Here is a 13,708-nt window from a genome sequence, read left to right as displayed (position 1 = left end):
GAACACCTCGGACAGTTATCCTCCCGGCCAAGTGCTGCCCTTAGAAAATACCAGCCTCGCCAAGCTGTCAACATTAATAAATCACTCTTATTTATTATTGACAGCTTTGCCCGATGGTTCCATTGTCGCGCCGATATCAGGCCGATCTCAGGGAGGACGTCCTTTTGGGCATCAGACTATCGGAGCGCCACGGTCCGGGAGGAACACGGCCGCCGCTCCATCAGGGAACAAACCAGAGCGGTATGCGCGACCACAATGAGCGGGTCGTGCTTTCGTTGTTGCGCCAGCATGGCAGTCTGGCGAAAACCGCCATTGCGCGGCTGACCGGTCTTTCCGCGCAGACAATCTCGATCATCATGCGGATGCTGGAAGCCGATGAGCTGCTTTCGCGCGAAGAACCATTGCGCGGCCGCATCGGCCAGCCATTGATTCCCATGTCGCTCAATCCGGAAGGCGCCTTTTTTCTTGGCCTCAAGATTGGCCGCCGCAGCGCAGATCTTGTACTGATTGATTTCGTCGGACGCATCCGGTCGATGTTGCATATGCCCTATGCCTATCCAACGCCTGACTCCGTGATGACCTTCACCAAAAACGGCATCAGGAAAATGCTGGATGGGCTTGATGACAAACAGCGTTCAAAGGTGGCTGGCCTTGGCATCGCAGCGCCGTTCGAGCTATGGAAGTGGGCCGATACGGTGGGTGCGCCACAGGAAATTCTCGACCAGTGGCGCCGGTCTGACATCAAAGCCTCGATTGCCGCGATCTGTGATTTTCCGGTTTATCTACAGAATGATATCACCGCTGCCTGTGGTGCCGAACTCGTCTTTGGCGGAACCAAAGACCTTAATGATTTTGTCTATTTCTATATCGGTTCGTTTATTGGCGGCGGCATTGTTATCAATGGCAGCCTCTATGCCGGTCGTTCAGGCAATGCCGGGGCGCTTGGTTCCATGCCCGTGCCCGGACCGGATGGCGCTACACAACAGCTGATCGATATTGCATCGATCACCGCTCTGGAGCGCATCGTCACCGGTCTTGGCCGCGACCCCTCCCCCTTATGGACCTCGCCTGAAGATTGGGGCGAGATGGGCGACGAACTGGACGGATGGATTGATCGTTCGGCCAAAGCCATTGCCCAGGCGGTGGTTGCTGCATCCTCAGTGGTTGATTTTGAAGCTGCGGTTATTGATGGCTGGGTCCCTGCTGCGGTGCGCACGCGGATCGTCGACGCGGTGCGCGATCATGTTGGAACGTTTGATCTGGAGGGCATCGAATTGCCCGTTATCGTCGAAGGCACGGTGGGGATTCACGCCCGCGCTTTGGGTGCTGCCAGTCTTGCTCTCTCAGACCGGTTTCTTATCGGACAGAAAATATTCAGAAAGGTTGATTGAGCGTGCTGATTGGTATTCCGCCCATCTTGGGCCCGGAGCTTCTGGCAACACTGCGTGCCATGGGGCACGGTGACGAGATCGCATTGGTCGATGGAAATTATCCTGCATTGGAACATGCCCGCAGGCTCATCCGTGCCGATGGCTTGCCGTTGATCCCTATCCTTGATGCGATCCTGCAAGTGATGCCGGTGGATGATTTTGTTCCGGCGGCGTTGTTCCGCGCGACGGTCAAGGGTAATCCGGATCTGCTCGATCCCGTGCACGAGGAAATGGTCGAAGTCTGCGCCCGCCGGGCGTCTGGATTTTCGCTCTTGCCGCTGGTTGGCGATGCATTCTACACACGGGTAAAGAATGCCCATACCATCATCGCGACGAGCGAACCCAGACTTTACGGCAATATTATCGTCCGCAAGGGCGTCATCTATCCATCGAAAGAAACTGACAAATGATCCTATGTTGTGGTGAAGCACTGATCGACATGTTGCCGCGTACAAGCGAGGCGGGCGAACCGGCTTTCGCGCCCTATGTTGGCGGTGCGGTTTTCAATACAGCCATTGCTTTGGGCCGCCTCGGTGTGCCGACGGAATTTTACTCCGGTGTTTCCTCGGATTTCTTCGGGCAGATGTTGCGTGATAGCCTTGCCGCCAACCATGTTGGCACGCGCTATGCCCACATTTCACCCCAGCCGACCACGCTTGCCTTCGTGCGGCTGACCGATGGTCAGGCAAGCTATATCTTCTACGACGAGAACAGCGCGGGCCGTTCTCTGGCGATCACTGATCTGCCTGAACTGGATGAGAATGTTACGACGCTGCAATTCGGTGCGATCAGCCTCATTCCAGAGCCTTGCGGGTCTACCTATGAGGCGCTGATGGCGCGCGAACACGAAAAGCGTGTCATTGTTCTTGATCCTAATATCCGGCCCGGTTTCATCCCCGATAAGGAAAGGCATCTGGCACGCATGCGCCGCATGATCGCCATGACCGATATCGTCAAAATTTCCGATGAGGATATGCGCTGGTTCGGTGAAAGCGGTTCGATGGAAGAGATCGCCCGCCGCTGGATTGTCCCCGCATCCCAGCACGGGCCAAAACTCATTCTCGTCACGCGCGGTGCCGAGGGCGTCACCGGCTATACCAAAGATCTAACCGTGCATGTTGCCGCACAAAAAGTATCCGTGGTCGATACGGTCGGTGCAGGCGATACATTTACGGCGGGTGTACTGACGTCGTTACAGGAAGCGGGCCTGTTGGCCAAAAGCGCCCTCACCTCCATAACCGAAGAGCAAATCCGCGATGCCCTGCAGCTTGGTGCCAAGGCTGCGGCGGTGACTGTCTCGCGCGCCGGTGCAAACCCGCCATGGCGTTCGGAACTTTAGGCGGAGCGTTTCAGGCCACTTGGCGTAGACGTCACTAAGCATCAGATGTCGTTAGAGACACCATCGAAAAATGTCTTGTCGGCGTCCAACCCGGTTTCGGGATAAGATTGATAACGCTTTGACAGCGCTCCAAGTCGCTCCTGCAACGGGATGCAATTATATTCATTCTCGACAGCCTCACGAATAGCATCCGTGAGGCTGGTATTTTTCATTTTCGCCAGCCGCCTGACCGCGGCATCTGTTGTCTCGTCCTTGATGGAAAAGGCCATTCTAAAGCTCCGCGTCTACATAGATTTACGCATTGTCTACAGGATAGCTTCACCAGACGCGAGAAGTCATCAATCCAGATCGAAGGCAGCCCCGATCAGTGTCTTGGTATAATCATGCTGAGGCGCGTCAAAAATGTCGTCCGTTTGGCCTTCTTCGACGATCTTTCCGCTTTTCATCACGATGACATAATCGGACATCGCCTTGATAACAGCGAGATCGTGGCTGATGAAGATATAGGACAGATCGTGCTTGGCTTGCAGGTCGCGCAGCAGTTCGATGACCTGCCCCTGCACGGATCGGTCGAGCGCGGACGTCGGTTCATCGAGAATAACGACTTTCGGCTTCAGGATCATCGCGCGTGCAATGGCGACACGCTGGCGTTGCCCGCCGGAGAATTCATGCGGATAACGGTTGCGCGCGGTTGGATCGAGCCCCACTTCCTTGAGTGCTGCAATCGCTCGCTTGTCGCGGTCAGCCCGCGATAATTGCGGCTCGTGAATGAGCAGGCCCTCGGTGATGATTTCACCAACCGTCTGGCGCGGCGATAATGATCCGTACGGATCTTGAAACACTAGCTGCAATTCCCGGCGCAAGGGACGCATGGCCGAGCGATCAAAGTCGGAGATATTCTTTTTCTCGAAGTGATACTGACCACTGCTCGGCAATAGACGCAGCAACGCCCGGCCGAGGGTTGACTTGCCAGAACCGGATTCACCAACAATACCGATGGTTTGCCGCGCCTTGAGCTTCACCGTCACGCCGTCCACTGCGCGGAAATGCGTGTGTGCGCTGGAGAAGAAGCCGCCGCCAATGGCAAAATCGACAGTGACATTGCGCCCTTCCAGCATGATCGGCGCTTTGTCTTCGGGGGGCGATTTACTGCCGCTAGGCTCGGAAGCCAGCAGCATTTTGGTGTAGTCTTCCTTCGGGTTTTCGAAAATATCCTTGATCGTACCCTTTTCCACCACTTCGCCGCGCCGCATGACAACGACACGCTCGGCAAAGTGTTTGACCACGCCAAGATCATGGGTAATCAGCACGATGGCCATGCCGAAACGCTTCTGCAAGTCACGCAGCAAATCAAGAATTTGCGCCTGAATGGTCACGTCAAGAGCTGTGGTTGGCTCGTCCGCGATCAGAAGATCAGGCTCATTGGCAAGTGCCATGGCAATCATGACACGCTGGCGTTGTCCCCCCGACATTTCATGCGGATAGCTGTTGATGCGTCGCTCCGGCTCGGGAATGCCGACAAGTTTCAACAGTTCCAGTACACGAACCTTGGCCTGTTTGAAGCTGACGCCCTTATGATGAACGATGGGTTCAGCGATCTGCCGGCCAATCGTATAGAGTGGATCAAGCGAAGTCATCGGCTCCTGAAAGATCATGGTGATCTTGGAGCCGCGCACCTCATTGAGCGCCTTGGTTGGCAGGCCCACCAATTCCTTGCCGCGATATTTGGCCGAGCCGGTCACGCGGCCATTTTGGGCGAGCAGGCCCATAATGCCCATCATGGTCTGGCTCTTGCCGGAGCCGGATTCACCGACAACGGCGAGTGTTTCGCCCGGCCGGACATCGAGATCGATGCCTTTGACGGCGTTCACATCGCCGTCCGGGGTGGTGAAGTCAACTTTCAGTCCGCGTACGGACAATACAGTATCTTTGTTGTCCGTCATTTTAGCGGTCCTTCGGGTCGAGTGCATCACGCAGGCCATCACCGATGAAGTTCAGCGAGAACAGGGTAATGACAAAGAAAATGGCAGGGAAAATCAGCAACCAGGGTGCGGACTGCATCTTGTTTGCGCCTTCGGAAATCAGTGCGCCCCAACTGGTCAGCGGTGCCTGAACACCAAGACCGAGGAAGGACAGAAAACTTTCCAGAAGAATGACTTTCGGCACCACGACCGTAACGAACACGATAACCGGACCAATTGTATTAGGGATGATATGACGGCGGATAATCTGCCAGTCTGTTAACCCCAAGGCCTGCGCCGCTCCGATGAATTCCCGGCGTTTGAGTGCAAGGGTCTGACCGCGCACAATACGTGCCATATCAAGCCATTCCACCGCACCGATCACCAGAAAGATCAGGATAAAACTTCGCCCGAAGAAGACGACGAGAACCACGACGAGAAACACGAAGGGCAGCGAATAAAGAATCTCGATAAGGCGCATCATCACATTATCGACGCGGCCGCCGAGATAACCCGAGATCGCCCCATAGGTGACGCCCACGGCAAGCGAGACAAGACTGGCGAGAAAGCCGACAGCCAGCGAGATTTGTCCGCCCAGCATGACACGAGCCAGCATATCGCGGCCATTGGCGTCAGTGCCGAAGAAGAAGTATTCGCGGTTGACGTTGCCTGAGAGTTTCAGGGTCTTGCCATCATCTTCCGTGGCGGCAACTTGGGTATCGTCGAACTCGTTTGCACGATCAAAATAGCGCGTCGTGCGCGGATCAATGGTCTGATCCGAATGGATGGTCGCCGTGAATGTATTGCCGCTGACGGCAAATTCCCTCAGCTCCACCTTGGCGCGGCTTGCGACGCCCTTCATGACATCGCCGAGCGTATCTGCCTTTGGAAGCGGCTCGATGCTGGGTGGGATCGTGACATAGGACGAGAAAACCTGATCATAGGTGTGGGTCAGGAAATACGGTCCGAAGAACGAAAAGATGGTGATGAAGAACAGCATGACGCAACCAGCCATCGCTGCTCGGTTGCGGCGGAAGCGGAGTGTCGCCAGCTGAAACAGGCTGCGCCCCTTGGATTCTTCCTCTGGGATGATTGTTGTGGACACATTAGTCATGGCGAACCCTCGGATCAAGAAGGCCGTACAGAATATCGACCACGAGATTGAAAACGATAACGAAAATCGCCACGAGAACCACGGTTCCCATCACAAGCGTATAATCGCGATTGATAGCGCCCAGCACGAAGTAGCGACCGACGCCAGGAATGGTGAAAATGGTTTCGACCACGGCAGAACCTGTCAGCAAGGCAGCAGCGCAGGGCGCGAGATAAGAGACAACAGGCAGCAGCGCGCCGCGCATCGCATGGGTGATCACGACTGTCCTTGGCGGCAAGCCGTATGCGCGTGCCGTGCGGATGTGATCCGTATGCAGACCTTCAATCATCGAGCCACGCGTGAGGCGGGCAAATACCGCAAGCTGTGGCAGTGCTAGAGCGATCATCGGCAATATGAGGAAGCGCCATGAGCCATCGCCCCAACCGCCCGCAGGCAAGAGAGACAAAAGCACGGCAAAGATCAATGTCAGCACCGGACCGACAACGAAGTTCGGAACGGTCACGCCGATGGTTGCGACGGACATGATCAGGAAATCGAGTATGCTGTTCTGCCGCAAAGCTGCGATCGTCCCGACAATAACGCCGCCGAAGAGCGCGAGCAGCAGGGCATAAAAGCCGAGTTCCACCGAGTAAGGCAGACCCTTGCCGATCAGCTCGGCAATCGTATTGTCCTTATAGATATAGCTCGGTCCAAAATCACCGGTCACTGCATTTTTGAGATATTGCAGATACTGGTTCCAGAGCGGCTGATCCAGATGGTAAGCCTTCATCAGGTTTTCCATCGTCGCTGGCGGCAGCGGTCTTTCAAGGTTGAAGGGACCGCCCGGTGCAAACCGCATCAGGAAGAACGAAATGGTGACGACAATAAACAATGTCGGCACCGCACTCGCCAGTCGGCGAAGGACGAAATGAAACATGGAGATATACTCTCTCTTCTGTGCAGCTTCCGCAGTAGCTGCACCTACTCACTCTATTGGACCCGGCTCATTATTCCGCAAGGCTCAGATATTTGCTCAGGTGTTCGTTGGTTGGATTGTCGCCCCAGCCTTTGACCTTTTTGGAAATCAGCCAGAGATTGGCGCTGTTCATCAGCGATGCGATGGGCTCATCGCGGGTCAGCAGGGCTTCCGCCTCATGCATGATTTTTGACCTGACATCAGGATCGCGCTCGTCATAGGACTTTTTCATCAGCGCGTCATATTCCGGATTGTTGTAGTGGCCATAGTTGAATGTCTTGTTGCTGCTGACATTCAGGGCAAGGAAGTTTTCAGCGTCGGCATAATCCGCGAACCAGCTGGCCCGGGCGACGTTGAACTTGCCGCCCTCCTGCAGGTAGGCATAATGCGATGACACATCGAGGTTCATCAGAGTGACCTTCGCGCCGAATGCCTTTTTCCACATATCGGCGACAGCCGTGGCAACCCGCTCATGATTGGCATTGGTATTATAGCGGATTTCGATATTGAGCGGCTTGCCGCCTTCGCCGTAACCAGCCTCTTTCATCAAGGAGGCGGCCTTGTCGTCGCGGTCCAGCTGCGACATGTCGGCGTAAGCAGCTTTGGATGGTTCGCCATAGGTGGCAAGGCCCGGAGGGACAAGCGAATAGGTTGGCAATTGCGCGCCGCTATAGATTTCCTTGGTAAGGAAATCGCGATCAATAGACATGGAAAGCGCGTTGCGCACACGAACATCATTGAACGGTTCGGTGCGGCTGTCGAACGCATAGTAATACGTCGCCAGCGCTGGTGTGACGTGAACCTGATCACCCCATGATTTGCGCAGCCGTTCGATCTGGTCAGCTGAGAAATTGTAGACTGTATCCAGCTCGCCTGCTTCGAAGCGCCGGACTGCCGCTGCATCATCCTCCAGCGGGTAGAAGATGACCTTGTCCAGTTTGACGTTGGCCGCATCCCAGTAATCTGGGTTCTTTGCGACAGTCAGATGATCGTTCTGCACGTGATCGACAAGCTCGAAAGCACCATTGGAAATCATCTTGCCGGGCTTGACGAAATCAGGGCCATTCTTTTCGTAACTGGCCTTGCTGATGGGCAGCGCCGTCTGGTGCGCCATCAACTGGATAAAGAAGGGCGTCGCACGTTCCAGTGTGATCTCGACGGTCTTGGCGTCGACAGCTTTGACACCAAGTTGATCGGTCGGCAGTTCGCCCTTGTTGATCTTTTCAGCATTTTTGATCGGATAGAGAATGTTGGCATATTTCGCAGCTGTTTTTGGGTCCTCGATACGGCGGTAAGAGAACACGAAATCTTCTGCTGTCACCGGCGTGCCATCGGACCAATTGGCATTGGCGCGCAATTTGAACGTATAGACGGTGCCATCATCGGAGACTTTCCAGCTTTCCGCCGCACCCGGTATGATAGCGCCGTGGGCGTCATAAACTGTCAGACCCTCATAAAGGTCCTTCACCACAAAGGCTTCGATATCGATGGATGTCTGCGCCTGATCAAGCGTGTTGGGCTCGCCCGCATTGCCGCGATGCAGAACCGCTTCAGCCAGGGCCGGACTGGCCGTCAGCATAAGCCCGCCCAAGAGCGCCGCGACACGTAAATTGAACTTCACAGACATCGTCTACCGTCCTTTCTCTTCTCTATCTGAACACGCTGCCCAAGGCACGGCGTGCAGCGGTTGCTATTCAAGGCTCAGAAATTTGCTCAGATGTTCGTTTGGAGCATTATCAACCCAGCCTTTGACTTTGCTGGCGATAAGCCAAAGATTGGCACTGTTCATCAAAGTGGTGGTCGGTTGGTCGCGCGCCAGCAGGGCTTCCGCCTCGTGCATGATTTTGGAACGGGCCACCGGATCGCGCTCGTCGTAGGATTTCTTCATCAGCGCGTCATATTCCGGATTGTTGTAATGTCCGTAATTGAAGGTTTTGTTGGTGCTCATGTGGAGCGCGAGGAAGGTTTCAGCATCGGCGTAATCAGCAATCCATCCTGCCCGCGCGACGTTGAACTTGCCGCCCTCCTGCAGGTAGGCGTAGTGGGATGACACATCGAGGTTCATCAGGGTGACGTTGGCGCCGAAGGTTTTCTTCCAATTATCAGCAACCGCAGTGGCGATACGCTCGTGGTTGGCATTGGTGTTGTAGCGGATTTCAATGTTCAGCGGTTTGCCACCTTGGCCATACCCGGCTTCCTTCATCAGAGCGACTGCCTTGTCGTCACGATCCAGCTGGGACATGCTGGCAAAAGCTGGTTTTTCCGGCTCGCCATAACTGGCGATACCCGGAGCGACAACGGAATAGGCTGGCAGCTGGGCACCGCTGTAAATTTCATTGGCAAGGAAATCGCGGTCGATCGCCATGGACAGCGCATTGCGCACACGAACATCATTGAATGGCTCGGTGCGCGAGTCAAAGGCGTAATAATAGGTTCCAAGACGCGGTGAAATATGAACCTGCTCACCCCAGGATTTGCGCAGCCGCGCGATCTGATCCGCCGAGAAATTGAAGACGATATCCATTTCCTTGGCTTCAAAACGCCGAAGCGCCGCCGCATCATCCTCGGTTGGATAGAAAACCACCTTGTCGAGCTTGACGCTGGCAGCGTCCCAATATTCGGGGTTCTTTCCAGCAGTCAGATGGTCATTCGGCACGTGCTCAAGCAGCTTGAAAGCGCCATTGCTGACCAGCTTGCCCGGTTTGACGAAATCAGCACCGTTCTTTTCGAAACTCGCCTTATTGATCGGGAGCGCAGTCTGGTGTGCCAGCAGTTCCAGAAAGAAGGGTGTTGACCGCTCCAATGTGACTTCGAGCGTCTTCGCATCAACAGCTTTCACGCCAAGCTGATCAATAGGCATTTCACCCTTGTTGATCTTTTCGGCATTTTTGATCGGGTAGAGAATATTGGCGTATTTGGCCGCTGTCTTCGGGTCTTCGATGCGGTGATAGGAGAAGACGAAATCCTCAGCCGTTACCGGCGTGCCGTCAGACCAGTTGGCCTTGTCGCGCAGCTTGAAGGTGTAAACAGTGCCATCGTCAGAGACTTTCCAGCTCTCCGCTGCACCGGGAACAATCTTGCCGCTGGCATCGTAGATTGTCAGCCCTTCATACAGGTCCTTGACGATGAAAGCTTCAATATCGATGGATGTCTGTGCCTGATCGAGCGTATTGGGCTCACCGCTGTTACCGCGATGCAGAACCACTTCGGCAAGGGCGGGACTTGCAGCAAGCATCAACGTGCCCAACAGCGCCGCAACACGTAAATTGAATTTCACCGACATCGTCGACCGTCCTTTCACTGTCTGTCTAAACACGTTGCGCATAGCGCAGCGGCCAAGCGGTTACTGTTCAAGGCTAAAATATTTGCTGAGGTGATCGTTGGTGCCGTTATCTGCCCAGCCCTTCACCCGGTTGGAGACAAGCCAGAGCTGGCCGAAATTCATCATCGGCGCGACGGGCTGTTCACGCAGCACCAAGGCTTCGGCTTCATGCAGGATTTTGGAGCGGGCAGCCGGGTCTTTCTCGTCGTAGGACTTTTTGACGAGGGCATCAAATTCCGGGTTGTTCCAGCGGCCATAATTGAACGTGGTGTTGGTGCTCAGATTAATAACCATGAAGTTTTCTGCATCGGCATAATCAGCCGTCCAGCCGGCGCGGGCCACGTTGAATTTGCCGCCTTCTTTCAGGTAAGCGTAGTGGGCGCTAACGTCGTTCTGCAGCAGGGTGACAGTGGCACCAAAAGCCTTCTTCCACATATCCGCAACGGCGATGGCAACGCGCTCATGGTTGGGATTGGTGTTGTAGCGGATTTCGATATTGAGCGGCTTGCCGCCCTCGCCGTATCCAGCCTCTTTCATCAGTTCAAGCGCTTTATCTTCGCGATCAAGCTGCGACATGTCGGCAAAATCGGATTTGGCCGGTTCCCCGTAACTGGCAATGCCAAGCGGTACGAGCGAATAGGCGGGAAGCTGGGCGCCCTTGTAGATTTCCTTCGACAGGAAATCGCGATCGATGGTCATGGACAGTGCGCGGCGCACACGCACATCGCTGAAGGGTTCAACGCGGGTGTCAAATGAATAGAAATAGGTCGACAGCGCCGGAGTGATACGAACCTGATCGCCCATGGATGCGCGCAGCCGTTCGATCTGATCAGCCGAGAAATTGTAGACGAGATCCAGTTCCTTGGCTTCGAAACGCCGCACAGCTGCCGCCTGATCTTCGGTCGGATTGAAGATCACCTTGTCGAGCTTCACATCCGCCGCACCCCAATAATGCGGGTTCTTGGCTGCAGTCAGGTGATCGTTCTGCACGTGTTCAGCGAGCTGGAACGCTCCGTTGGAGACGAGTTTGCCGGGCTTGATGAACTCGGCGCCGTTCTTTTCAAGGCTGGCTTTATTGACAGGCAGCGCCGTCTGGTGCGCCAGCAATTCGACGAAGAACGGTGTTGACCGTTCCAGCGTGATCTCAAGGGTTTTGGCATCGATTGCCTTCATGCCCATCTGGTCGATGGGAAGTTCGCCCTTGTTGATCTTTTCGGCATTTTTGATCGGATAAAGCATATTGGCGTAGCCAGCAGCTGTCTTTGGCTCTTCGACGCGCTTGAACGAGAAAATGAAATCATCCGCGGTGACGGGCGATCCGTCAGACCAGTTGGCATTGGCTCTGATCTTGAACGTGTAAACGGTACCGTCATCAGAGACGGTCCAGCTTTCGGCAGCGCCCGGAACGATCTTGCCGGCGGGATCATAGCTTGTCAGACCCTCATAGAGGTCCTTCAGGATGAACGCCTCGATTTCAAGCGATGTTTGCGACGGGTCGAGCGTTTGCGGTTCACCGCTATTGCCACGGTGCAGAACAGCTTCGGCAAGTGCCGGGCTGGCTGCAAGAAGAAGCGATCCGGCAAGCAATGCGGCGGTAAAATTGAACTTTACAAACGTCATCTGGCTGTCTCCTCACCAATGATTGGTCAGTGATCGGTATGAAATGGCAATGTTTTCCCGTTCACTATCCGGTGAAAGAATAGTGGCGGGTCGATCAGGTTTTTGATTTTGCGGTCGGAAAAGTGGCACATAACGAGCCGGGCAAATGAAGACGCGCAACCTGCGAGTGCAGATTGCGCGTCAGACTTTGCTATTCAACGCTGAGGTATTTGCTCAGATGTTCGTTGTTGGGGTTATCGCCCCAGCCCTTGACCTTGTCGGCCACGAGCCAAAGGTTGGCGTCATTCATCAAAGGCGCAATCGGCTGGTCGCGCATGATCAACGCTTCTGCTGCATGCAGAATCTTCGAGCGCTCTGCCGGATTGCGCTCTTCATAGGATTTCTTCATCAGCGCATCGAATTCCGGGTTGGAATAGTGCCCATAATTGAAGGTCTTGTTGCTGCTGACATTGAGGTTGAGGAAGTTTTCCGGGTCCGCATAGTCGGCTGTCCAGCCTGCACGGGCAACGTTGAATTTGCCGCCTTCCTGCAGATAGGCGTAGTGCGATGAGATATCGAGATTCATCAGCGTCACATTGGCGCCCAATGTCTTCTTCCACATATCAGCAACAGCCGTTGCCACACGTTCGTGGTTCGGGTTGGTGTTGTAACGGATTTCGATGTTGAGCGGCTTGCCGCCTTCGCCGAAGCCCGCTTCCTTCAACAACTTCACGGCCTGATCATCGCGATCAAGCTGTGACAGGTCGGCAAAATCGGCCTTGGATGGTTCGCCGTAATTTTCCATGCCCGGAGGAACCAGAGAATAGACAGGCAATTTGGTGCCGTTATAGATGTCCTTGGCGAGGAAGTCGCGGTCAACGGCCATGGAAAGAGCGCGACGAACGCGAACATCATCGAATGGCGCAGTACGTGTATCGAAGGGGTAGTAATAGGTCGCCATCGCCGGGGTCACGTGGACCTGCTTGGCATTGGCAGCGCGCATGCGCTCGATCTGGTCAGAAGAGAAGTTGTAAACGAGGTCGAGTTCACCCGCTTCGTATCGTCGGACGGCTGCCGCCTGATCTTCCAGAGGATAGAAAATCACCTTGTCCAATTTGACGTTTGCCGCGTCCCAATAATTCTCGTTCTTGGCAGCGGTCAGATGGTCGTTCGGTACATGCTCAAGCAGCTTGAATGCGCCATTGCCAACCAGCTTGCCCGGTTTGACGAAATCAGCACCATTCTTTTCAAAGCTTGCCTTGTTGATTGGCAGTGCGGTCTGGTGCGAAAGCAGCTCGATAAAAAACGGGGTTGGACGTTCGAGCGTGATTTCAAGAGTCTTGGCATCAATTGCCTTTACGCCAAGTTCTTCAAGCTTTGCATTACCCTTGTTGACCTTTTCGGCATTCTTGATCGGATAAAGAATATTGGCATATCCGGCGGCTGTTTTCGGGTCTTCGACGCGGCGCATCGAGAAGACAAAATCTTCAGCAGTTACTGGGGTGCCATCGGACCAGTTGGCCTTGTCGCGCAGCTTGAAGGTGTAAACTGTGCCATCATCGGAAACTTTCCAGCTTTCAGCTGTGCCTGGAACAATCTTGCCGTTGGCATCATAAATCGTCAGGCCTTCATAGAGGTCCTTGACGATGAATGCCTCGATATCAATCGAGGTCTGTGCCTGATCAAGCGTCTGTGGTTCACCGCTGTTGCCGCGATGCAGCACGGTCTCAGCCAGTGCCGGGCTTGCGCCTATCATCAGCGATCCAAGCAGCAGTGCCGCACGGAGATTGAGTTTCATAAATGACATTTTTTTAGTCCTTCCCCTTTGAAGAATTATGAAGGCATGAACAAAAGCCAAAATTTGGCCAAACGCAAGCCGTCGATTTTCCGAATTATGCGAATTGTGCGAGTCGTCGAAATGACCTAAATCGAGTTAAGAGCGGGAATAAGCAGCATTTTCAGGCTGTTTGGCGTAGAAGCCAATTTTA

The 13,708-nt window shown here is 54.6% G+C and carries 11 protein-coding genes; 3 read left to right on the top strand and 8 right to left on the bottom strand.

Annotated elements, in window-relative coordinates; all coding sequences use genetic code 11:
* Positions 1-242: 242 nt before the first annotated feature.
* The 3 genes from AB4Y96_RS04445 to AB4Y96_RS04435 are packed head-to-tail and all read left to right on the top strand — an operon-like array spanning position 243 to position 2,769.
* Positions 243-1,391, top strand: coding sequence for an ROK family protein (locus tag AB4Y96_RS04445; RefSeq protein ID WP_441916037.1), 1,149 nt, complete (start codon positions 243-245; stop codon positions 1,389-1,391).
* 2 nt (positions 1,392-1,393) lie between these two features.
* Positions 1,394-1,840, top strand: coding sequence for an RbsD/FucU family protein (locus tag AB4Y96_RS04440; protein ID WP_091885636.1), 447 nt, complete (start codon positions 1,394-1,396; stop codon positions 1,838-1,840).
* Positions 1,837-2,769, top strand: coding sequence for a carbohydrate kinase family protein (locus AB4Y96_RS04435; RefSeq protein ID WP_441915932.1), 933 nt, complete (start codon positions 1,837-1,839; stop codon positions 2,767-2,769). Before AB4Y96_RS04440 ends, AB4Y96_RS04435 begins: the two co-directional genes overlap by 4 nt.
* A 41-nt stretch (positions 2,770-2,810) precedes the next feature.
* On the opposite strand, the gene AB4Y96_RS04430 is transcribed toward AB4Y96_RS04435, so the two are convergent.
* The 8 genes from AB4Y96_RS04430 to AB4Y96_RS04395 form a co-directional block, all read right to left on the bottom strand.
* Positions 2,811-3,038 carry a type II toxin-antitoxin system VapB family antitoxin gene (locus AB4Y96_RS04430; protein ID WP_441915930.1) on the bottom strand — a complete coding sequence of 76 codons (228 nt, stop codon included), beginning with the start codon at positions 3,036-3,038 and terminating at the stop codon, positions 2,811-2,813.
* A gap of 69 nt (positions 3,039-3,107) precedes the next feature.
* Entirely contained in the window at positions 3,108-4,712 is a 1,605-nt protein-coding gene (locus AB4Y96_RS04425; protein WP_441915928.1) for an ABC transporter ATP-binding protein, read from the bottom strand.
* Position 4,713: 1 nt separating this feature from the next.
* Positions 4,714-5,844, bottom strand: a complete 1,131-nt coding sequence (locus AB4Y96_RS04420) for an ABC transporter permease (protein WP_441915926.1) — start codon at positions 5,842-5,844, stop codon at positions 4,714-4,716.
* Entirely contained in the window at positions 5,837-6,760 is a 924-nt protein-coding gene (gene oppB / locus AB4Y96_RS04415) for an oligopeptide ABC transporter permease OppB (RefSeq protein ID WP_091885544.1), read from the bottom strand. The genes AB4Y96_RS04420 and oppB overlap by 8 nt, the downstream gene beginning before the upstream one ends.
* A 70-nt stretch (positions 6,761-6,830) precedes the next feature.
* On the bottom strand, positions 6,831-8,426 hold the full coding sequence (locus AB4Y96_RS04410) for a peptide ABC transporter substrate-binding protein (RefSeq protein WP_441915924.1): 1,596 nt from the start codon (positions 8,424-8,426) through the stop codon (positions 6,831-6,833).
* A 63-nt stretch (positions 8,427-8,489) separates the two neighbouring features.
* The gene (locus tag AB4Y96_RS04405; RefSeq protein ID WP_441915922.1) at positions 8,490-10,082 is read right to left on the bottom strand and encodes a peptide ABC transporter substrate-binding protein; all 1,593 of its coding nucleotides are present in this window, start codon (positions 10,080-10,082) and stop codon (positions 8,490-8,492) included.
* A gap of 60 nt (positions 10,083-10,142) precedes the next feature.
* Positions 10,143-11,741, bottom strand: a complete 1,599-nt coding sequence (locus AB4Y96_RS04400) for a peptide ABC transporter substrate-binding protein (RefSeq protein WP_441915920.1) — start codon at positions 11,739-11,741, stop codon at positions 10,143-10,145.
* 190 nt (positions 11,742-11,931) lie between these two features.
* Positions 11,932-13,527 (bottom strand): peptide ABC transporter substrate-binding protein, encoded by a 1,596-nt coding sequence (locus AB4Y96_RS04395; RefSeq protein WP_091885533.1) that lies wholly within the window; start codon positions 13,525-13,527, stop codon positions 11,932-11,934.
* Positions 13,528-13,708: the final 181 nt, after the last annotated feature.

The sequence above is a fragment of the Phyllobacterium sp. TAF24 genome, assembly GCF_052113785.1.
Lineage (GTDB): Bacteria > Pseudomonadota > Alphaproteobacteria > Rhizobiales > Rhizobiaceae > Phyllobacterium.
This window is presented reverse-complemented; position numbering and strand designations above follow the sequence as displayed.

What these genes read in the sequence shown, in the direction of transcription:
- AB4Y96_RS04410 (WP_441915924.1), bottom strand. Translation starts at nt 8,426, where the DNA reads ATGTCTGTGAAGTTCAATTTACGTGTCGCGGCGCTCTTGGGCGGGCTT.
- AB4Y96_RS04430 (WP_441915930.1), bottom strand. Translation starts at nt 3,038, where the DNA reads ATGGCCTTTTCCATCAAGGACGAGACAACAGATGCCGCGGTCAGGCGG.
- AB4Y96_RS04395 (WP_091885533.1), bottom strand. Translation starts at nt 13,527, where the DNA reads ATGTCATTTATGAAACTCAATCTCCGTGCGGCACTGCTGCTTGGATCG.
- AB4Y96_RS04425 (WP_441915928.1), bottom strand. Translation starts at nt 4,712, where the DNA reads ATGACGGACAACAAAGATACTGTATTGTCCGTACGCGGACTGAAAGTT.
- AB4Y96_RS04435 (WP_441915932.1), top strand. Translation starts at nt 1,837, where the DNA reads ATGATCCTATGTTGTGGTGAAGCACTGATCGACATGTTGCCGCGTACA.
- AB4Y96_RS04420 (WP_441915926.1), bottom strand. Translation starts at nt 5,844, where the DNA reads ATGACTAATGTGTCCACAACAATCATCCCAGAGGAAGAATCCAAGGGG.
- AB4Y96_RS04400 (WP_441915920.1), bottom strand. Translation starts at nt 11,741, where the DNA reads ATGACGTTTGTAAAGTTCAATTTTACCGCCGCATTGCTTGCCGGATCG.
- AB4Y96_RS04405 (WP_441915922.1), bottom strand. Translation starts at nt 10,082, where the DNA reads ATGTCGGTGAAATTCAATTTACGTGTTGCGGCGCTGTTGGGCACGTTG.
- AB4Y96_RS04445 (WP_441916037.1), top strand. Translation starts at nt 243, where the DNA reads ATGCGCGACCACAATGAGCGGGTCGTGCTTTCGTTGTTGCGCCAGCAT.
- oppB (WP_091885544.1), bottom strand. Translation starts at nt 6,760, where the DNA reads ATGTTTCATTTCGTCCTTCGCCGACTGGCGAGTGCGGTGCCGACATTG.